15 protein-coding genes and 2 pseudogenes are annotated in these 20,673 nt (G+C 61.6%); 6 read left to right on the top strand and 11 right to left on the bottom strand.

Annotated elements, in window-relative coordinates; translation table 11 throughout:
* Positions 1-61: 61 nt before the first annotated feature.
* Positions 62-520: an REP-associated tyrosine transposase gene (locus QRN33_RS01345; protein ID WP_123418805.1), complete on the bottom strand. Its 459-nt coding sequence runs from the start codon at positions 518-520 to the stop codon at positions 62-64.
* A gap of 564 nt (positions 521-1,084) precedes the next feature.
* Between QRN33_RS01345 and QRN33_RS01340 the strand changes: the two genes are divergently transcribed.
* Positions 1,085-2,506 carry an amino acid permease gene (locus QRN33_RS01340; protein WP_285406297.1) on the top strand — a complete coding sequence of 474 codons (1,422 nt, stop codon included), beginning with the start codon at positions 1,085-1,087 and terminating at the stop codon, positions 2,504-2,506.
* Positions 2,507-2,584: 78 nt separating this feature from the next.
* Here the strand turns inward: QRN33_RS01340 and QRN33_RS01335 are convergent, their stop codons facing one another.
* Positions 2,585-4,204 (bottom strand): FMN-binding glutamate synthase family protein, encoded by a 1,620-nt coding sequence (locus QRN33_RS01335; RefSeq protein WP_116659223.1) that lies wholly within the window; start codon positions 4,202-4,204, stop codon positions 2,585-2,587.
* Between the two features lie 164 nt (positions 4,205-4,368).
* Positions 4,369-4,551: pseudogene (locus tag QRN33_RS01330) on the bottom strand (response regulator transcription factor); the annotation flags it as partial.
* A gap of 87 nt (positions 4,552-4,638) precedes the next feature.
* On the opposite strand from QRN33_RS01330, the pseudogene QRN33_RS01325 reads away from it, so the two are divergent.
* From QRN33_RS01325 to QRN33_RS01310, 4 genes and pseudogenes are all read left to right on the top strand, one after another.
* Positions 4,639-4,785, top strand: a pseudogene (locus QRN33_RS01325) (amino acid permease); the annotation flags it as partial.
* Between the two features lie 67 nt (positions 4,786-4,852).
* Positions 4,853-5,263 carry an NUDIX hydrolase gene (locus QRN33_RS01320; protein ID WP_281922938.1) on the top strand — a complete coding sequence of 137 codons (411 nt, stop codon included), beginning with the start codon at positions 4,853-4,855 and terminating at the stop codon, positions 5,261-5,263.
* A gap of 23 nt (positions 5,264-5,286) precedes the next feature.
* The gene (locus QRN33_RS01315; protein ID WP_042607386.1) at positions 5,287-5,925 is read left to right on the top strand and encodes a LysE family translocator; all 639 of its coding nucleotides are present in this window, start codon (positions 5,287-5,289) and stop codon (positions 5,923-5,925) included.
* A 1-nt stretch (position 5,926) separates the two neighbouring features.
* Positions 5,927-6,424 carry a GNAT family N-acetyltransferase gene (locus tag QRN33_RS01310; RefSeq protein ID WP_285406292.1) on the top strand — a complete coding sequence of 166 codons (498 nt, stop codon included), beginning with the start codon at positions 5,927-5,929 and terminating at the stop codon, positions 6,422-6,424.
* Positions 6,425-6,552: 128 nt separating this feature from the next.
* Here the strand turns inward: QRN33_RS01310 and metR are convergent, their stop codons facing one another.
* Both metR and QRN33_RS01300 read right to left on the bottom strand, forming a co-directional pair.
* The gene (metR, locus tag QRN33_RS01305; RefSeq protein WP_042607384.1) at positions 6,553-7,470 is read right to left on the bottom strand and encodes a transcriptional regulator MetR; all 918 of its coding nucleotides are present in this window, start codon (positions 7,468-7,470) and stop codon (positions 6,553-6,555) included.
* A 152-nt stretch (positions 7,471-7,622) separates the two neighbouring features.
* Complete coding sequence (locus QRN33_RS01300; RefSeq protein ID WP_285406289.1) at positions 7,623-13,172, bottom strand: dermonecrotic toxin domain-containing protein; 5,550 nt, start codon at positions 13,170-13,172, stop codon at positions 7,623-7,625.
* A gap of 215 nt (positions 13,173-13,387) precedes the next feature.
* Between QRN33_RS01300 and QRN33_RS01295 the strand changes: the two genes are divergently transcribed.
* Positions 13,388-14,422: an alpha/beta fold hydrolase gene (locus tag QRN33_RS01295; RefSeq protein WP_285406286.1), complete on the top strand. Its 1,035-nt coding sequence runs from the start codon at positions 13,388-13,390 to the stop codon at positions 14,420-14,422.
* Between the two features lie 229 nt (positions 14,423-14,651).
* Here the strand turns inward: QRN33_RS01295 and QRN33_RS01290 are convergent, their stop codons facing one another.
* The 6 genes from QRN33_RS01290 to QRN33_RS01265 all read right to left on the bottom strand — a co-directional run bounded on the left by QRN33_RS01290 (position 14,652) and on the right by QRN33_RS01265 (position 20,582).
* The gene (locus QRN33_RS01290) at positions 14,652-14,981 is read right to left on the bottom strand and encodes a GlpM family protein (protein WP_285406305.1); all 330 of its coding nucleotides are present in this window, start codon (positions 14,979-14,981) and stop codon (positions 14,652-14,654) included.
* A gap of 8 nt (positions 14,982-14,989) precedes the next feature.
* Positions 14,990-16,315: a two-component response regulator AauR gene (gene aauR / locus QRN33_RS01285; protein WP_024014166.1), complete on the bottom strand. Its 1,326-nt coding sequence runs from the start codon at positions 16,313-16,315 to the stop codon at positions 14,990-14,992.
* Entirely contained in the window at positions 16,312-18,213 is a 1,902-nt protein-coding gene (gene aauS / locus QRN33_RS01280) for a two-component sensor histidine kinase AauS (RefSeq protein WP_258639054.1), read from the bottom strand. The genes aauR and aauS overlap by 4 nt, the downstream gene beginning before the upstream one ends.
* 220 nt (positions 18,214-18,433) lie before the next feature.
* Positions 18,434-19,168, bottom strand: coding sequence for an amino acid ABC transporter ATP-binding protein (locus QRN33_RS01275; RefSeq protein ID WP_016773390.1), 735 nt, complete (start codon positions 19,166-19,168; stop codon positions 18,434-18,436).
* On the bottom strand, positions 19,165-19,836 hold the full coding sequence (locus QRN33_RS01270) for an amino acid ABC transporter permease (RefSeq protein WP_016773391.1): 672 nt from the start codon (positions 19,834-19,836) through the stop codon (positions 19,165-19,167). The genes QRN33_RS01275 and QRN33_RS01270 overlap by 4 nt, the downstream gene beginning before the upstream one ends.
* Positions 19,836-20,582, bottom strand: coding sequence for an amino acid ABC transporter permease (locus tag QRN33_RS01265; RefSeq protein WP_042607379.1), 747 nt, complete (start codon positions 20,580-20,582; stop codon positions 19,836-19,838). Before QRN33_RS01265 ends, QRN33_RS01270 begins: the two co-directional genes overlap by 1 nt.
* Positions 20,583-20,673 lie beyond the last annotated feature (91 nt).

Below are 20,673 nucleotides of genomic sequence, written 5' to 3'. Positions count from 1 at the left end.
CAGGTTTTACGACTGCTGCGCAGCCGAGCGGGAGCAAGCTCCCTCGCCACAAGGGGGTGTTTCAGAGCCAGCAAGCGTCCCATAGTGGGTAATCGGCGACTTTCTTTACCAGGCCGGCGCGCAAAGGGTTGGCAATGATGTAGCGCGCATAGGGGCGCAGGTCTTCGTTGTCTCGGATCGCGCGGTCGTGGTATCCGGTTTGCCAGAAGGCCCCGGTTCGGTTCAGCGCGCGATTGATGGTCAGCGTGCTGCGGGATTTGACGGTTTGCATCAATCGCTCCAGCGAAGCGTTTTCAAGTTGTACGAGCCAGTGGAAATGATCCGGCATGACCACCCATGCGATCGACTTGACCCATTGCTGGTCCTGGGTTCGCTTGAGTTCTGCTACCAGCAAACGACCGATTCGCCAATCGGTGAAGATCGGACGGCGTTGATAGACGACAACCGTGATCAGATAAGCGCGTCCTGGCTCAGAGCACCGCCCGCGTCGAAGTCGATGCGAATATAAGCATTTGCGCATTCCGTTGCGTCCTGATGATTGATTCCTTATTTACCCTAGCTGCCGATTGCTTGAATCGAGTCTGAGAAGCCTGTCAGACGATTCTCCTAAACGCGCGGGCAAGTTCCGGGAGGGCAAAACAACCCGATCCCCTGTGGCGAGGGAGCTTGCTACCGCTGGACTGCGCAGCAGTCCCAACTGCTGCAGCCAGTCAGGTTTCAGACTGCTACGCCCCCAAGCGGCAAGGCGCGGCGATTCGACAAGTCCCTCCCCATGCGAACGGTGCAACCCATGCGGGCAACATGACGCTGCACCATGACTGTGCAATACTCGGCGCCTTTTTTGGCGGCGAAAATTCCTACATGACGTAGGTAAACCCTCTCCGCAAACCGGGCTTTTGCCGAGAGTTGTCGCTGAATGTTGTGACTTATAGAGTGAAAAATCCTGCCCGGAGCTTTTTATACTGCACGCCCGCTGATGCGTCTGCCCACGAAGCCGACGCGGTTTCCTGCCCCGCCTAGGCCTATCGGCCGACGCTTCGAAACCCGGCGGTCATATCCAATAACAAGACGAGGTTGTACCCCTATGCCAGTCGGCAATCCTCTGCCTCACGGCAATACCGCCCAGGGCGGTCCGCTCAAACGCGAACTCGGCGAACGGCATATCCGCCTGATGGCGCTCGGCGCCTGTATCGGCGTCGGCCTGTTTCTCGGTTCGGCCAAGGCCATCGAAATGGCTGGCCCGGCGATCATGCTGTCTTACATTCTCGGCGGTCTGGCGATTCTGGTGATCATGCGCGCCCTCGGCGAAATGGCCGTGCATAACCCGGTGGCCGGTTCGTTCAGCCGCTATGCGCAGGACTACCTCGGTCCGCTGGCAGGCTTCCTCACGGGCTGGAACTACTGGTTTCTGTGGCTGGTGACCTGCGTCGCGGAAATCACCGCCGTGGCGGTGTACATGGGCATCTGGTTCCCGGATGTGCCGCGTTGGATCTGGGCCCTGGCGGCGCTGATCAGCATGGGCTCGATCAACCTGATCGCGGTCAAAGCCTTCGGCGAATTCGAGTTCTGGTTCGCCCTGATCAAGATCGTCACCATTATCGCCATGGTCATCGGCGGCGTCGGCATCATTGCCTTCGGTTTCGGCAATGACGGCGTGGCGCTGGGGATTTCCAACCTGTGGGCGCACGGCGGCTTCATGCCCAACGGCGTCACCGGTGTGCTGATGTCCCTGCAAATGGTCATGTTCGCCTACCTCGGCGTCGAGATGATCGGCCTGACCGCCGGTGAAGCGAAGAATCCGCAAAAGACCATTCCAGACGCGATCGGCTCGGTGTTCTGGCGGATTCTGCTGTTCTACGTCGGCGCGCTGTTCGTGATCCTGTCGATCTACCCGTGGAATGAAATCGGCACCCAGGGCAGCCCGTTCGTGATGACCTTCGAGCGTCTGGGCATCAAGACCGCCGCCGGCATCATCAACTTCGTGGTGATTACTGCGGCGCTGTCGTCGTGCAACGGCGGCATCTTCAGCACCGGGCGCATGCTCTACAGCCTGGCGCAGAATGGCCAGGCCCCGGCCGGTTTCGCCAAGACCTCGAACAACGGCGTGCCGCGTCGTGCGCTGCTGCTATCGATCGCGGTGTTGCTGCTGGGTGTAATGCTCAACTATCTGGTGCCTGAAAAAGTCTTCGTCTGGGTCACCTCGATCGCAACCTTCGGCGCGATCTGGACCTGGGTGATGATCCTGCTGGCGCAACTGAAATTCCGCCAAGGCCTGAGCGCCAGCGAACGTGCCGGGCTCAAGTACAAGATGTGGCTGTACCCGGTCAGCTCGTACTTCGCCCTGGCGTTTCTGGTGCTGGTGGTCGGCCTGATGGCGTACTTTCCCGATACCCGTGTGGCGCTGTATGTAGGGCCGGCGTTTCTGGTACTGCTGACGGTGTTGTTCTACGTGTTCAAGTTGCAGCCGAGACAGGTGTCCCAAGACGCGGTGCGTTCGGTTTCGTAAGTCCAGTCGCTGAAAAAACAAAGCCCCGGTCACAGGATCGGGGCTTTTTTTGTGGTGGGCGCGAGTCGATCGCCAGCGCTACGCGGCCACTACGTCCAGCGGCTCAAAACTGTCCGCCCGCGCCATCTGCCACATCCGCGAGTAAAACTCGCCATTCACTTCACCGGTGAGCAATTCCCCCGGTTTCAGGAACACATGCAGCTGCGAGAACAGCTTGATCTCGGTCGCCGACATGCGCCGCACCAGGTGCTTGGCCGACAGTTGCGACGGATGCTCGAGCCCGGCCGCCGCGAGCATTTCCGCCAGCGCTTTGAGCGTGCTGCGGTGGAAGTTGTAGACGCGCTGGGCCTTGTCCGGCACCACCAGAGCGCGTTGGCGCAGGGCGTCCTGGGTGGCGACGCCGGTCGGGCATTTGTTGGTATGGCACGACTGCGACTGGATGCAGCCGATGGCGAACATGAAACCGCGCGCGGAGTTCGCCCAGTCGGCGCCGATGGCCAGCACGCTGGCGATGTCGAAGGCGCTGACGATCTTGCCGCTGGCGCCGAGTTTGATCTTGTCGCGCAGGTTCAGGCCGACCAGCGTGTTGTGCACGAACAGCAGACCTTCGCGCATCGGCACGCCGATGTGGTCGGTGAACTCGACAGGGGCTGCGCCAGTGCCGCCTTCCTTGCCATCGACGACGATGAAATCGGGAAGGATGCCGGTTTCCAGCATGGCTTTGGCAATGCCCATGAATTCCCACGGATGGCCGAGACAGAACTTGAAGCCCACCGGTTTGCCGCCGGACAGTTCACGCAGCTGCTGGATGAACTGCATCATTTCAATCGGTGTGGAAAACGCACTGTGGCGCGAGGGCGAAACGCAGTCTTCGCCCATCAGGATGCCGCGGGTTTCGGCGATTTCCCGGGTGACCTTGTGTTTGGGCAGGATGCCGCCGTGGCCGGGTTTGGCACCTTGGCTCATCTTGATTTCGATCATGCGCACCTGCGGGTTCTGTGCCTGCACGGCGAAGCGCTCCGGGTCGAAACGGCCATCGCTGGTGCGGCAGCCGAAATAGCCGCTGCCCAGTTCCCAGGTCAGGTCGCCGCCATGTTCGCGGTGATACGGGCTGATGCTGCCTTCACCGGTGTCGTGGGCGAAGTTGCCGAGTTTCGCACCCTGGTTCAGCGCGCGGATGGCGTTGGCACTGAGCGAGCCGAAGCTCATCGCTGAGATATTGAAGATTGACGCCGAATACGGCTGCGTGCACTGCGGGCCGCCGACAGTGACGCGGAAACCGTTCGGATCGCTCAACGGCGCCGGACGCATCGAATGGCCGATGAATTCGAAGCCGGACTGATAGACGTCGATCAAGGTACCGAACGGTTTGTCGGCGGTCTCGTTTTTCGCTCGCGAGTACACCAGCGAACGCTGGGCACGGGAGAAGGGCAGGGCGTCGCTGTCGGACTCGAGCAGGTACTGGCGAATCTCCGGGCGGATGCCTTCGACCAGATAACGGATATTGCCCAGAATCGGATAGTTGCGGCGCACCGCGTGGCGTGTCTGCAGCAGGTCGAAGATCCCGAGCAGGCTGAGCACGCCCGTGACAGCGGTGATCGGCCACAGCCAGTCATGTTCGAGGAAAGGCAGGCTGGCGAGAGTGAAAATCACACAGACGGCAAAGAAGGCGTAGCGGCTCAGGAGTGACAGGCTCATACGGTTTCCTTGGGTTCGGACTCGGAATAATCAGCGAAGATTCAGGGATAAACACATTCCCCTGTAGGAGTGAGCCTGCTCGCGATAGCGGTATATCAGCTGCAAACGAGTTGACTGACCCGACGCCATCGCGAGCAGGCTCACTCCTACATAAAGCACTTTCATCAAGCGTTCAGGCGTTCTGCGCCTGCAAAAATCGAAAACAGCTCGGACTGGGATTTGATCCCCGGTTTGCTGTACATGTGTTTCTTATGGACTTTCACGGTTTCCACGAAGATTTCCAGCTTACGGGCGATTTCTTTGCTGGAGCAACCGCTGAGCATCAAACGCCCGACATCCAGTTCCCGGAAACCGCCCGCGCCCTGGCAATTCCTCGTGCTCATCGCCTTCGTTGCGCTGTGCGTGCACTACATTGGGGGTGATGCGAATACGCCGCTGTGGTTTGGTTGATGGTCAGCCTCGATCATCTGGCGGTCTGGCTGGGGCTGAGCTGGCTGGCGATCGGCGTGGTCTGTCTCGCCGTGCTCACCGGCGGTTTCCGTCGTCAGCCACCGGAACTGGACTTCCAGGAAGCGACCTGAGTCTTGCGCTTGGCTTACCGCTGACGGGCATGGGATCCATGGCGCCTTTGCACCAAGGGATTCCTTCATGTCGACCATTCATATCGCCGCTGCCCTGTTGCTCAACGCTCACGGCCAGACCCTGCTGGTGCGCAAACGCGGTACTACGGCGTTCATGCAGCCGGGCGGCAAGATCGAAGCCCATGAGCTGCCGGTTCACGCTCTCGCGCGGGAGCTGGAAGAAGAACTGGGCCTACAGATCGACCCGGCGCAGGCAATCTATCTGAGCCGGTTTTCCGCCCCCGCCGCCAACGAGCCAGGCTTCATCGTGCACGCGGAAATCTTTCAACTGACCATCGATACTGACGTGTGCCCGGCGGCGGAAATCGAGGAAGTCATCTGGGTCGATCCGGCCGCTGATCCGGCGCTCGAACTGGCGCCATTGACACGCGAGCACATCCTGCCGTTTTATCGCCGTTCACTGACTGCACTCGCCTGATCATTCCCGCAAAGGACGTTGCCATGATCCCGCTGCCAGACTTGCTGATCTTTGCCGCTGCCGCTCTGCTGATGGTGCTGACGCCGGGGCCGAACATGATCTACCTGATCTCGCGTTCGATCTGTCAGGGCCGCCGCGCCGGCGTGACGTCGCTGCTCGGTGTGGTCGGCGGGTTCTTCGTGCATATGTTCGCGGCGGCGGCCGGCTTGACGGCGGTGTTTCTCGCCGTGCCGATGGCCTATGAAGTGCTGAAATGGGCCGGCGCTCTGTACCTGTTGTGGCTGGCCTGGCAAGCGCTGAAACCCGGCGCACGTTCGCCGTTCGAAGCCCGGCAATTGCCGCCGGACTCGTCGCGCAAACTGATCACCATGGGCTTTCTCACCAGTGCGTTGAACCCGAAAATCGCGGTTTTCTATCTGTCGGTGTTTCCGCAATTCATCAGCCCTGAACATGGCTCCGTTTTCACCCAAAGCATCCTCCTCGGTCTGACCCAGATCAGCGTCAGTTTCAGCGTCAACCTATTGATCGCGCTCTTCGCTGCAGGCATCGCCTCGTGGTTCGTGCGCAACCCGACCTGGCTGGCGGTGCAGCGCTATTTCATGGGCCTGGTGCTCGGCGGCCTCGCGGTGCGGTTGATGCTGGAACAGCGGCGGACCGCCTGAAGTGTGGATCGAACGGCTGGATGCCAGCCATGCCCTGGCGTACCGCGCGCTGATGCTCGAAGCCTACGACCGGCATCCGCAGGCGTTCACCTCCAGCGTGCGCGAACGCGCGGTGATGCCGTTGAGTTGGTGGGAAGCACGCCTGACCAGCAAGCTCGATGTGGTGTTGGGGGCATTCGATGCCGGGACGTTGGCCGGGATTGTCGGCCTGGCCTTCGAACCGCGAGAGAAGGCGCGACACAAGGCCACGCTGTTCGGCATGTATGTCTCGGCGGATTTTCGTCGGCAGGGCCTGGGCTTTGAGCTGGTCCAGGCGGCTTTGGCTGAAGCGCAGAAGCATCCGGCGCTGAAGCTTGTCCAGCTCACTGTCACTGCCGGCAACGACGCGGCTTTTCAGTTGTATCAGCGCTGCGGCTTCATTCAGTACGGCCTCGAACCACTGGCGGTGCGCGTCGGCGAAGACTATTTCGACAAGATCCACATGTGGCGTGAAGTCTGACCCACCACGCCAATCCTTGTGGGAGCGAGGCTGCTCGCGAAGGCGTCCGTCCAGCCGACATCATCGCTGAATCATCCACCGCTTTCGCGAGCAGGCTCGCTCCCACAGGGGATCTCTTGATTTGGTTTTCAACGTACGGCGCTGACGCCATCCAGGGTCGAGAACGAGGTGTCCTTGGCGGTCAGCAGGAAATCGCGCATGTACGGCGCATCGAGCATGTCGGTGCGGATCGCTGCATACAGCGTCGCGAACAGACCTTTCTCCCCCAACCGCTTGCCCTTCACATACCCGCGTGAGCTGTATTCATGCAGCGCCCAGTGCGGCATCCCGCAGACGCCCCGGCCGCTGGCAACCAGCTGCATCATCATGACCGTCAGCTCGGAAGTACGCACCTGCGCCGGTTCAATGTCGGCCGGTTCGAGGAAACGGGTGAAGATGTCCAGACGATCGCGTTCCACCGGGTAGGTGATCAGCGTTTCAGTCAGCAGGTCTTCAGGAACGATATACGGCTTGCTCGCCAACGCGTGCTGATTGGCTACGGCGAGCATGGCCTCGTAAGTGAACAGCGGCACGTAAGTGATGCCGGCGAGCTCCAGCGGATCGGACGTCACCACCAGATCCAGATCGCCTCGGGCGAGTGCCGGCAATGGTGCAAAAGCGAAACCTGAAGCCAGGTCCAGCTCGACTTCCGGCCAGGCATCGCGGAACTGATCGATGGTCGGCATCAGCCACTGGAAGCAGCTATGGCATTCGATAGCCATGTGCAGACGTCCGGCAGTGCCACCGGCCAGACGACCGATATCGCGCTCGGCGGCGCGCAGCAGCGGCAGGGTGGCGTCGGCCAACTGCAGCAGACGCAGACCTGCACTGGTGAAACGCACCGGTTTGGTCTTGCGCACGAACAATGGCATGCCCATGCGTTCTTCCAGTTCTTTGAATTGATGCGACAGGGCTGACTGTGTCAGATGCAGGCGGTCAGCGGCGTCGACCAGACTGTCGGCTTCACGCAGGGCATGCAGGGTTTTCAAGTGACGGATTTCAAGCACCGGCGGGGCTCCATGAACAAAACTTGTGATCAGCGAGGATTGGTTGAGTTTGTCTCATGGTCAGTCTGTTGTCGACTCCGCTGCTTTCGGGGATGGGCGATTCGACCTTGCCCACTGCATGGTGGGCTGTGAGCAAGACCGGGCGCTTTTAGTCAGATCCGCTCGAAATGCCGGAGCACAACCGACTGTCTGCCGATTTTCGAATAGGGCAGCGTCGGATCATCGGCATGGGTCTGGAAGCGATGCTGCGGCAATTTCAAATGCGCGGTTTCGAAGCGGTTGAACACCGGCGTCGCGTTGCGGTAGTGAAAGTGCGCGTACCACAGCAACTGCGGGGGTTGGCTCGTCAGGTTCCAGATCTCGTACTCCTGCATATAGTCCGGGTGACCGGCATGCCTGCCGAGCAATCTGATCGGTTGCGTTCTGCGGATTTCCACCGCGCCCTGACCGATCAGGTCGTCAAGCATGCCGTCGGTGGGCTTCTGGATGGTCAGTGTGCGTTCGGTGCGCAGGGCGCGCCCGGCAACGATCAGTTCGGCGGCTTGATCACGCAGGCGCTGGATGAGCGGATGTTGCGCGGATCGGGCGGCGATACGGTCGGCACGGGTGTTCAGCTCACCGGCCTGGGTGTCCATCATGTGTTGCAAATCGATCGGCTGCATGCCCCGGTCGGCATTGCTCTGCACAACGGCCCGGTAGGCAGGGATTCTGTCCAGACGCTGCCGGGCATCACTGACCAGACCGGCGAGGCTTACTGAAGGCGTCGCAGGTGGTGGGGCCTGAGCCGGACCGACCTGGCGCGAGCGGCCATCGGCGCCTTGCTCCCAGATCTGCACTTCGCCATCTCTGAGCCGGCGTTCATAAGTCCGACGCTGCGACCGCGTGTCGAATCGTTCCGTGCCATACAGCAGGTTGCCGTCCGCAGTGGTAAAGACGCGCTGGGCAGGCTGTCCGGGCGTTCTCGGCGCCGCTGGTTCGATTACGCCACGGCGGGCACGGCCGGCCATCTGCTCCAGGCCGTCGAGCAGCGGTTCGATGGCGTCCTGATGAAGATGCTCTGGATAGTCCGTCATCCAGATGGTCATTTGCCGTCGGAAGCGCGTGTAGACATCCAGGCATCGCTCAAGCATCTGGCTGCGATGTTGTGCAGTGGCTTGAAGGTTGGGCAGGTCGTACTGGGTGGTCACGGCCTCTCTGACCTCCTTCCAGAGTTCGTCTGTGCGCTCGCGAAAGTACATCCAGGAAACGTCATTGTCGTAGCTGTAATTCTTCACCAGGTCCAGGCGCATATAGGTTTTGTGAAAGAGCAGGCGGGCATCGCTGTGCTGACGATTGATCAGGTTCACACTGTCGATCCGCCCGACCCTGTCGGATCGCAAGGTGATGCGCTCGTACCACTGATTGAGCTGAAGCCGCAGGTTTTCCAGCTCCTCGAATTTGTTTACGTAGTCGATCTGCAGATCCCGAATCCGGGCACGCAACGCCAGTCGCTGCGAACGTGTGCCCGGCGGCAAAGCGCTGAGCATGCCGCTCAAGCGCCGGACGTCCTCCAGCACCATGACGGTGCCGGCCGAGACCTGGCCGGCGCGCATGGCATATCGCGAGGTCAGGCGAACGGCGAGGGAGCTCTGCACGCGGTTGACGGCCCCTTGTTTATTGCCACTGGTGAGCGGCTTCAACTCCTCCAGCGCCTGATAGCGTTGAACGGACAGGCGGATATCTTCCAGGCATGCCGCTTCGGCGGCCGGCAGCAGGGCGCGCTGGTTGGCGGGGCTGGCGTGCTGGAAAGCCAGGATCGCCTTCTTGTGCGCCTCGACCTTGCTATCGATGAGATTGGCCAGGCGTTCAGTCTCCAGTTCCAGCTGCTGGTGGCGGCGAAACGTGCGCTCTGCCCACCAGCGTGGCAAGCGCTGGCGAATCACCGGTGGCCAGTAAGGGTCCAGCGTATCGGCCAGATGTCCGGCGACGTTGCCGCCGCCCCGCAGGCCACCCGCGCTGGCGATCCCGTAGACGCCGTACCAGGTATCCCACTGGCCGCTTTCATCCAGCGCGATCGGTTGTTTGTAAGACTTGCGCGAATTGCCGAACAGGCGCCAGTTGCGCGAGTCCGTGTCGAGCTCCACCTGGTAGATGCGCCCCTGCCGTTCGATAAAATCCCCGTCCGCATGTCGATAAATGCCACGGTAGAGGCCATGACGGGCGGGTTCGATTCCGGCCAGCGACAGCGGTTGTTCGTAGTCGTAATCCTGGAAACGGGCCAGCACGTGCCGGGCCTGCCGCTGGGTTTTGCCATGCAGAGCCGCAACGTTGCCCAGCAGCGTATGCACCTGGCGCGCACGTGTCAGCGCGCGGGTGGTGCGCGAGAGCGTCGAGGCCACCGCCTCACCCGGAAGCAGATCCATGAATGCGTCGATCAACGAGAGAAACATCGCCTCGATGGCGGCCAGGCCATCCGCGACCTCGCCGCGCAAAAACGCCGCCACGGCCTGATTGGCTGCATTCCAGGCGTCATACAGCGCCACCACGGTGCCGACGAAGGGCACCATGCCCAGCGCCATTTTTATGTAATTGAACGCGCGTGGCCCCTTGAGTGCGTAGCGCTCGAAAAACAGCTCATCATTGGAGCGCGAACTGCCGCGATGAGCTTCGAGCAAACGCCCCATGTGCGCGTCGAGCAGGTGCGCGGCCAGAGAAGTCCTCGCCGGCCAGCGCGTGCCGACGTCGATAATCGCATCGAAGTTTTTTTCCACGGCCTGACCGATGCGGCGGGTATGCGCGCGGACATCGCCGTGCAACGCCTTACCCGCCAGGTATTCGATCCAGCGGTCATTTGCGCACAACGTGAACAGCCCTTTGCGCGCTGACTCGAGACTGTCGTAGCGACGGAAAAATTGCTGATCCGGGCTGTCCGGCAGATACAGCAGAGTCATGCCGCTGATCTGTTCTTCAATGAAGGTCACGCCGGACAAGGTCACCGGGCCTTCGCGCGGCGTATCCTTGCCGCCGGCTGCAAGCGCGACCGGCAGCAGCACGATGCGCTTGCCCTTGGCGAGCCAGGCGTCTGTGGTGTTGGCGTCGATCGCAATGTTCACCACCTCGGCTTCATCGCGGTTCAGATGTTTTTGTGCACGCGCGTTATCACTCTGAATCTTCAGCAGCAGGCGCCAGGGTTCGATCAGGCTTTCACGCCGATGCTGACTGACGAACAGCGCTTCACCGGGCGCGCCATGGAAGGCCTCGTGGATCCTGCGCTCATAGGCCTTGGGCAGGTCCAGCTCCGGCAGGACTTTACGCAGATAGCTCAGGTTGATGCCGTTGAGCAGACGGTTGCGATCCGGTTGGCGCGCGGCATTGACGGTCAGGCGCATGAAAATCAGGCGCTGCGACAGCGAGTCATTGAGCACTGAGTGAACGTTGTCGATATTCAGTTGAGCGAGGTCTTCGAGTGACATCACGCTGTGCGTAGCGCTGGGCACGATCACGGTTTTACGCCGCGGGCCGGCGGGGCTGGCTTCCACCACCGTTTCGGTTCGGGTGGAATCGGGCAATTCGACCTGCACGGAAAAATAGCCCTCGGTGGCGAAGTCCTTGCGCAGGCGTGCGTACAGGTGTTTGCGGGTGAAGTCGTCGCGCGGTTCCAGTGCCCGGGTCATCAGCGCATGGCTTTTGCGCATCGCCTCGATGTACGCCTTGATGTGCTGTTTGAGCGCGATCCGCTCGTTTTCCTGCAGACGCACCAGCCAGTCCGGCAGATGAGTGGCCAGCACACCGCTGCGCTCCTGCTCTTGCACATGCGCGAACATCAGGGTTCTGGCGGCGCTGACCGGGACTTGCACGGCGGCCGTGCACGCCTGACGGAGAATTTCCAGTGCATCGGCGTGCCCGGTCTGGTCGCGCAACCCGGCGGCCCGTGTTTCGCAATCGGCAATCAGCGCGCTGAGACAATGACGCAGCGGATCAGAGGCAATGGCGTCGAGCTGCAAGGCCGATTCGCTGTCCTGCTCGTCAAGCTTGAACAATTCGAGCGCCAATGCCCGGCGGTCGCGAAAGCGCTGCAGGCCACCGCCGCTGCCCGGGCAGTAAAGCAGCAGGCTCGCCTCGGACCCGCTGTCCGTCAGCGCAGCTTGCCGCGTGAGGACAAATACGCCGTTGAGCGTCTCGCGCTGCTGCGTAGTGACTGCGTCGCGGGTTTCGCTCAGTGACAGGGTCAGGCTGGCCGCGACCCACTCGGCATCGTGTGCGCTGGCCACAGGGTTGTCCAACACGGCTTTGAGCAGGTCGTGTTCGGCGCTGTCGATCTGCCCGAGGATCGCTTGCAGCTTCGCCTCGGCACGCAAGCCATCCTTGTGAGCCTGATAAATCGCAGTGAATGTCGGGTCGGAGATGGGGGAGTCGTCGAGCAATGAGGTGCAGGCGTTCTCGCAGGCTTGCTCGGCAATTTCCAGTGCTTTCAGTGCGTCCAGGCATTGTTCAAAGCGCGAACCGTCGCGGTCATCGGTCTGCAGCTGTTCGAGCGCATCGCGCTCGCGCTTGAGCGCGGCATGCCTGACGGCCAGCGGAATGCCAGCGGACAGGCTGCCAAACAACGGAGGAGCGTCGCTCGCGAGGGTATCCGGCGCGACGGACGCCTTGGCTGGCGCGGGCGCTGCAACGATGATCGCTGTGCCGCGCTGATGGTCGATGAGATCGACATGCGCCAGCGCTTGCGCACCGTGGTCGCGCAACCCGGGGTTGCCCCGGTTGCTGTTGCGCAACGCGTTGATCTGCGCATGCTGGCGGTCGGCGAACAGATCGCTGGCACCGGTGATCATCGGGTCGGTCGCGGCGCTGTAATCGAAGCGCTGGATCTCGCGCGGCAGGCCGGTGGGAATCTGCACCTGAGCGGCCAGCCACGTTTGCATATCCGCTCGATTGTCGAATGCCTGGATGCACGCGGGGCGGCAGGGCAGGTAGAGCAGAGCCCGGGCCGTGGCGCGGTCTCCCACGCTGATCACCCAAGCCCCCGGGAGTTTGACTTTGCTGTGGTTGCTCAGCACCAGAGCCGGTTTTTCCAGGTGAACCGGCTGACCTTTGAACGTCACCGGGTAGGAGCCGGCATCAACGATGTGCTGCAGCAGGTCGAGCTGTTCGGTGCTGATGGTTTTACTGGCGTACGCAGCGTCAGCGCACGCTTCGAAATGCGTTCGGTACAGTTCGATCGCACGCGTGCGCCGCGACACCGGGGTGCCAGGCGCACGGGCATCCCAGAACCCGACCCAGCGTGTGGCGTGGGCGGACTGCGGGTCGAGCAGCTTGAGCTTTTCCAGCAGTTGCGACGGGTTCAGTGCGTACAGCGGGTGATCAGGCGGCAGACCGATAACGTGGCAGCGCTGGTCGAGCGAGGTATCTGGCGCCGGATGTTGAACGACAAAAGCGCAGGCGTCGGTAAGGCTGACGAAATGCTCCGGCTGCGTTTGGGTGGCAATGAAGCCGAATCCGGTTTTTTCGCCATCCAGTTGCAGCTGTTGTCGCAGCGACGCGTTGATCGTGTCGCGCAGTGCGGGACTTTTCGCAAACAGTTCGCGCAAGCCATTGCTGCTGTCGCGCCAGCGTTGATTGGCCCGTAACAACAGACTTTCGTCGATGGTTTCAGGCAGCGCCAGGGACGTCGCGAACGACTCTGGCGCAGACGGCGGCAAATCGAGTGTGAGGGGTTCGAGCATGGTGGATGACTCGCAAGGGGGAGCGGGGCATCCGCTCCTGTGCGGATCATTCAAAAGCGTTTGCCCAGGAGCATGGCGGTACAGGGATATTGTCTGCCGCGGCTGGATGACCGCTCGGCACTCTTCATCAAACTGTCATGGAAGTGTGGCAGCGCGCTCGCACGAACTTCATCAGACTCGCGCTCTACTGGGGTGCTGCGTTTTGGTGTTTTTTCATGTTGAAGAGATTTTTTTCAGTCGCGGCCGCGTTGGCCGCGCTTTTGTTCGGGGCCGGCTCGTTTGCAGCAGGGCGCTGTGATGTGAACGTGCCGACCGAGCACGTTGATCTGCCGCAAGTCAGCCTTGCCTATCAAAGCATCGGTCGTGCTTCGGATCCGGCATTGCTGCTGGTCATGGGCCTGGGTGGGCAGTTGATCCATTGGCCGGATGAGGTGGTGGTCGCCCTGTGTCAGCAGGGTTTTCGGGTGATTCGTTATGACAACCGCGACGCCGGCCTGTCGACCTGGCGTCAGGCACCGGCGCAGGCCAACCTGACGTTCGAAGTGCTGCGCTACAAGCTCGGCTTGCCGATTTCGGCGCCGTACAGCCTGACCGACATGGCCGACGATGCGCTGGGTTTAATGACCGCGCTGCAGGTCGAGCAATTCCACGTACTCGGCGCGAGCATGGGCGGGATGATTGCCCAGCACATGGCGGCGATGGCGCCGCAGCGGGTGGAAAGCCTGACGCTGATCATGACCACTTCCGGTGCCGAAGGCCTGCCTGCTCCGAGTGCGGCGCTGGTGCAATTGCTCTCGCGGCGCGGTGCGCCCAATCGTGAGGTGGCGCTGGAACAGCAGGCGGATTTGCTGGCCGCGTTGGGCAGTCCGGCAGTCAGCGATGATCGGCAGGCGCTGTTGCAGCAGGCGGCGGCGTCCTACGACCGCGCGTTCAACCCTGAGGGCGTCAAGCGGCAGATCATGGCCATTCTCGCCGAGCCCAGTCGGGTGGCTTTGCTCAATCAACTGCGGGTGCCGACGCTGGTGGTCCACGGCACGGCTGATCCGCTGTTGCCGGTGATGCACGGGGTGCATCTGGCGGCGCACATTCAGGGCAGTCAACTGAGGCTGATTCCGGGACTGGCGCATCGGTTTCAGGAGGCGTTCAAGGAGCCGTTGCTGGCGGCGGTGCTGCCGTATCTGCAGGCGCATCGTGAGGACACTTCGCATTGGGCGCAGGTTGAGCCGGTGGCGCAGGGGAATCTGCTTTAGCTGCTGAAGATCAAGAGCCCCTCACCCTGACCCTCTCCCGGAGGGAGAGGGGACTTACGGAGGTGTCTTGCGCTATCCGCCGACCTGAATGAGCGGGTCGATTATGAAAACGCGTTCAAGTTACGCATCCGTAATCGACTCGGTTTCTCAGGTCGATGTAATTTGAAGCACCCTGCGGTCGGCTCCCTCTCCCTCCGGGAGAGGGCTGGGGTGAGGGTAGCCTTTGATCTTAACTGTGCAGCCGCACCCAGACCGTCACCAGCACTGTCGCCGCCATCAACCACGCCAGCGCCGCCACGGCCAGCGATGCTTCGAGCCGCATGCGGTCGACCATCACGTACAACGTCGCCAGATACACGAAGTAAGGAATGATCGACCACATGCCAAACACGATCGTGGTCTTCAGGTCGTCGACCGAGCGGCCCTTGCCGACGATGTAATGCGCAATCAGGGCAAAGGTCGGAAACAGCGGCACCAGGCCGGCGATGTAGTAGTTTCTGGTCTTCGACAGTGCCGCGAGGATCAGCACCACTGCGGCGCCGATCGCTGCTTTCAGAATCAGATCCATCAGTGGCTCAACCCGTACTTTTTGACTTTGTCGAACAGCGTGGTCTTGGCCATGCCCAGTTCCTGGCTGGCCTGGGTCAGGTTGCCGCCGCTGCGTTGCAAGGCGTCGACCAGCAGGTTGCGCTCGAACGCTTCCACCGCTTCGGCAAACGCCAGGCCCTGGCCGGCGCTGGCCCCGGATTTCTTGAAGGCCGGCAGGCCGAGGGCGAAACGTTCGGCGACGTTGCGCAATTCGCGCACGTTACCCGGCCAGTCGTGGCTCATCAGGTTCGACAGGGTCTGGTTGTCCAGCTCCGGCAGCGCGCGATCAAAGCGCAGCGCCGACTGCTGGGTGAAGTGTTCGAACAGTTGCAGGATGTCTTCGCGACGTTCGCGCAACGGTGGCAATTCCAGGGTCACGACGTTGAGGCGGTAGTACAAGTCGCTGCGAAATTCGCCGGCCTTGCTCGACTCATCAAGGTCGGATTTGGTCGCCGCAATCACTCGGCAATCCACCGCCACGCTCTGGTTCGAGCCGAGGCGTTCGAGGGTGCGTTCCTGCAATACGCGCAGCAGTTTGATCTGCAATGGCAGCGGCATGCTTTCCACTTCATCGAGGAACAGCGTGCCGCCGTCGGCGTGTTCGATCTTGCCGATGCGGCGTTTGCCGGCGCCGGTGAAGGCGTTGGCTTCGTGGCCGAAGATCTCGCTTTCAAAAAGGTTTTCCGGCAGACCGCCGCAGTTCAGCGCGACGAACTGTTTGCTGTGGCGCCGACTGAAATCGTGCAGGCAGCGGGCGACCAGTTCCTTGCCGGTGCCGGTCTCGCCTTCGATCAAGACATTGGCCGAGGTGTCGGCCACGTTGGCGATCAGTTCGCGCAGGTTCTGCATTGCCGGCGAGCGACCGATGATCCGTCCTTCCAGTGAGTCGCGTTCAGCCAGTTGCCGACGCAGCGATGACACTTCACGGGCGAGGCTGCGTTGCTCCAGCGCCCGCCGCGCGACGTCCACCAGACGCTCCGGGGAGAACGGTTTCTCCATGAAATCGTAAGCGCCTTTCTGCATGGCGCCGACGGCCATGGAGATGTCGCCGTGGCCGGTGATCAGCACCACCGGCAGGCTGCGGTCACGTTGCTTGAGACGGGTGAGCAGTTCCAGGCCATCGATGCCCGGCAGGCGGATGTCGCTGATAACGATGCCGGCAAAGTTGTCGCCGACCTGCGCCAGCGCTTCTTCGGCGCTGCCGACGCCGATGCACGGGATGTCTTCGAGGGTCAGCGCCTGTTGGCAGCCGAGCAGCACATGGGGGTCGTCTTCGACAATCAGCACACTGAGTTCGGGGTTCATATTGGCTCGGCAGAAAGAGGGCTTACCAACGGTAAACTGAGGACGAAGGTGGTGCCACCGCCGGCCGGGTGTTCGACACCCAGATGCCCGCCGGTGGCAGCGGCGAGGCTGGCGGACAGGGTCAGGCCCAGTCCCAGGCCTTGCTCGCCGGGTTTGGTGGTGAAGAACGGTTCGAACAGATGCTTGCGCGCTTCGGCGTCGATGCCATGGCCGTTGTCGCGCACCCGCAGGCGATACTTGCCGTTGAACTCTTCACCCTCCAGCCACAATTGCGGCTGCGGTTGCGCGTGCATGGCGTCGAGAGCGTTGCCGATCAGGTTGACGAGGATCTGTTCGAGGCGGGTCTGATCGATCAGCAACTGCACCTCGGCAAACTGCCGGTGAATCTGCAGTGCGGTGTTTTCCACGCGCGCGCCCAGCACTTGCAACGCGGCATCCACGGCTTTGCCGAGACTGGCCTGGCCCTTGTTGTCTCCACGCCGGGCAAACGAGCGCAGGCTGGCGGTGATCCGGCCCATGCGGTCGATCAAATCATTGATGGTCTTGAGATTGGTGCTGGCGACGTCGAGCTGGCCGCGCTCGAGAAAGCGCACGGTGTTGCCCGACAGCGTGCGCATGGCTGCCAGCGGCTGGTTCAATTCATGGGCGATGCTGGTCGACATCTGCCCGATGGCGGCGAGTTTGCCGGCCTGCACCAGTTCATCCTGGGCGCGGCGCAAGGTCTCTTCGGCCTGGCGACGCTCGCGGATCTGACTCTTCAGCCGTTCGTTGCTGGCGCGCAAGTCGGCGGTGCGTTCGGTAATCCGACGCTCCAGTTGACTGTTGGCTTCCTGCAGGGCTTCGCGGGCGGCGAGGCGGGTGGCGAGGACTTTGCGCCGCTCGTTCCAGGCGATCAACAGGAACGCGAACAGGGCAAACGCCACCGCCACCAGAATCCCTTGATTGATCGCCTCACGGCGCAGGTCCTGCAACGGCGTGAGCAGGGTGAAATTCCACGGCGTGTCGCTCAGCAGTCGGGTTTGCGCCAGATAGCTGATGTCGTCCTCGTCGGGCTGCAATTCGCTGTTGGCCGGGAAGGTCAGTTTCTCCACGCCTTCGGCCAGCGTCTCGCGGGCCAGCGGTTGCAGTTCGTTGAGGGGGAACCAGTAGTACTGCAGGCTGCGGGCGAGTTTTTCCTTGACCTCGTCGCTCAGCGGGATCACCGATTTCAGCCGCCTGGCCGGGTCGCTGGAGAGAATGATGATGCCGTTCTCGTCGCTGACGAACGCTTCCAGACGCGCCCGTTGCCAGCGTTCTTCCATGGCTTCCAGACGCACTTTGACCACCGCCACGCCGATGATCTTGCCGTGCTCTTCGAGGCCGTGAGCCAGGTAATAGCCGGGCTCGCCATTGGTGCTGCCAATGCCGTAGAAACGCCCGGGCTGGCCGCGCACGGCGTCCTTGAAATAGGCGCGAAAGGACAGGTCTTCGCCCAGGTAACTGTCGACATCGCGCCAGTTGCTGGTGGCCATGACCCGGCCGGTGGTGTCCATCACGTAGATGGCGCGGCTGCGGCTGCGGCGGTTCAGGCCTTCGAGGTAATCATTGACCGTCTGCCGGTGCTCCGGGGTCGGGTCGGCCAGCAACTGCGGGACGCTGGTTTCGAGTTCCAGCAGGCTGGGCAGGTAGGTGTATTTGCTGATTTCACTTTCGACCGCACGGGCATGCAGTTCCAGCTGGCGCTGGCCGTTCTCGCCGAGGCTGCGGATGCCGAAGTGTTCACTGGTCCAGAAGCCGATGAACCCCAGTCCGACCATCAGGGCGATGATCAGCGGCGGCAGGAACAGATGACGGATCAGACGGGGCTTCACGGCAAGTGATGGCTCTGCAGCGCGATAAAGAGTGGGGTCGCATTTCATCACAGATGCCTTGGGTCAACCAGCGCTGCCGCGGACGACGCACTGGTTTGGTCGAGCCTGGAACCTGTGGCGAGGGAGCTTGCTCCCGCTCGGCTGCGAAGCGGTCGTAAACGCTGCGAATGCGTTGTGTCGGATACAACGCAATTTGCAGGTTTTGCGGCCGCAGCGCGACCCAGCGGGAGCAAGCTCCCTCGCCACAAAGGGCAGATCGGTGGTGCTGTTAGTGCTGCAGGATTTTCTCGAGGAAGTGCTGCGCGCGTTCGGAACGGGCACTGATGTCGCCGAAGAATTCCTCTTTCGGGCAGTCTTCGATGATCTTGCCCTGATCCATGAAGATCACCCGGTCGGCGACTTTACGGGCGAAGCCCATTTCGTGGGTCACGCACATCATGGTCATGCCTTCGTGGGCCAGTTGCACCATCACGTCGAGCACCTCGTTGACCATTTCCGGGTCGAGCGCCGAGGTCGGTTCGTCGAACAGCATGACGATCGGGTCCATCGCCAGCGCACGGGCAATCGCCACACGCTGTTGCTGACCACCGGACAGTTGCCCCGGATGCTTGTGGGCGTGCGCCGACAGGCCGACGCGCTCAAGCAGTTGCAGGCCTTTTTTGGTCGCCTCTTCCTTGCTGCGGCCAAGCACCTTGATCTGCGCGATGGTCAGGTTTTCGGTGATGGTCAGATGCGGGAACAGTTCGAAATGCTGGAACACCATGCCGACCCGCGAACGCAGTTTCGGCAGGTTGGTCTTCGGGTCGGCAATCGACGTGCCGTCAACCACCACGTCACCTTTCTGGAACGGCTCCAGGGCGTTGACGCACTTGATCAGCGTCGATTTGCCGGAACCCGACGGGCCGCAGACCACGATCACTTCGCCTTTCTTGACCTCGGTGCTGCAATCAGTCAGCACCTGGAAGTCCCCATACCACTTGTTGATGTTTTTGATAGAGATCATACGGCGAACCTTTTCTGCAGACGCTTGACCAGCCGCGAGGCGGCGAAGCTGATGATGAAGTACACGAGACCGGCGAAAATCAGGAACTCATTGGAGCGGCCGATGATGTCGCCGCTGGCCCGCGAGGCGTTGAGGAAATCCACCAGGCCCACGGTGTAGACCAGCGAGGTGTCCTGGAACAGGATGATGCTCTGCTGCAGCAACAGCGGGGTCATCTTGCGGAACGCCTGCGGCAGGATGATCAGGCGCATCATCTGTCCGTAGTTCATGCCGAGTGCTTGTGCAGCACCCATCTGGCCCTTGGAAATCGACTGCACACCGGCACGGACGATTTCGCAGAAGTACGCCGCTTCGAACATCATGAATGCCACGACGCAGGAGGTGAACGCACCGATCGGCGTGTCTTCGCCAGTGATCCAGCGCAGCACGAACGGCACCGCCAGGTAGAACCAGGTGATCACCAGCAGCAGCGGAATCGAGCGGAAATAGTTGACGTAGGCGCCAGCGATGCTCGACAGCAACTTGTTGTGCGACAGACGGCACAGCGCGAGGATCGTGCCGAGAATCATCCCGCCGATCACGCCCATGGCCATCAGCTTGAGGGTCATCACCATGCCGTTCCACAAACCGGGAATGGCCGGGACGATGCCACTGAAATCGAATTCCATTATTTACCCCCCACGGAGATCAGGCCGGGCACCGCGACTTTCTTCTCGACCAGGCGCATCAGCAGCATCAGGCTCATGTTGAGGGTGAAATAGATCAGCGTCGCCAAAGTGAACGCTTCGAACAGGTTGGCCGAGAACTCGGCGGTCTGTTTGGTCTGCGCCAGCAATTCCATCAAACCGATCAGGGACGCCACGGAGGAGTTCTTGAACACGTTGAGGAATTCCGAGGTGAGCGGCGGAATGATGATCCGGTAGGCCTGGGGCAGCAGCACGTTCCAGTAGATCTGCGGCAGTTTGAAACCCATCGCGCGGGCGGCGGATTCCTGGCCACGGGGCAACGCCTGGATACCGGTGCGCACTTGCTCGCAGACACGGGCGGCGGTGAACAGACCGAGGCAGACGACCACGCTCAGGTAGGCCGAAGTGGTCGGGTTGAGGTCCTGCTTGTACCACTCCTGCAGATCCGCCGGCAGCAGATCGGGTACCAGGAAGTACCAGATGAACAGCTGCACCAGCAGCGGCACGTTACGGAACAGCTCGACGTAGCAGGTCGCAATGCCGGATACGATGCGGTTCGGCACGGTGCGCATGATGCCCAGCAGCGAGCCGAGCAGCAGGGCGATGATCCACGCCACGACGGCGATGGCGATGGTCCAGCCCAGACCGGAGATGAACCAGTCGAGATAGGTCTCGCTGCCCACGCCGGTGGACTTGAAGAACACGCCCCAGTCCCAGTTGTAATTCATTAGGGTCTCCCCTCGATTCGATCGATGTACAAGTGCCCGCCTGGGGAACTCCGTTCCCTCCCCAGTCTTTTTTCAAAGACCGGGCACACGC

This window comes from Pseudomonas sp. FR229a (genome assembly GCF_030209115.1).
Lineage (GTDB): Bacteria > Pseudomonadota > Gammaproteobacteria > Pseudomonadales > Pseudomonadaceae > Aquipseudomonas > Aquipseudomonas moraviensis_A.
Note: the sequence above shows the minus strand (reverse complement) of the source record. Positions and strands in the feature narration are given on the sequence as shown.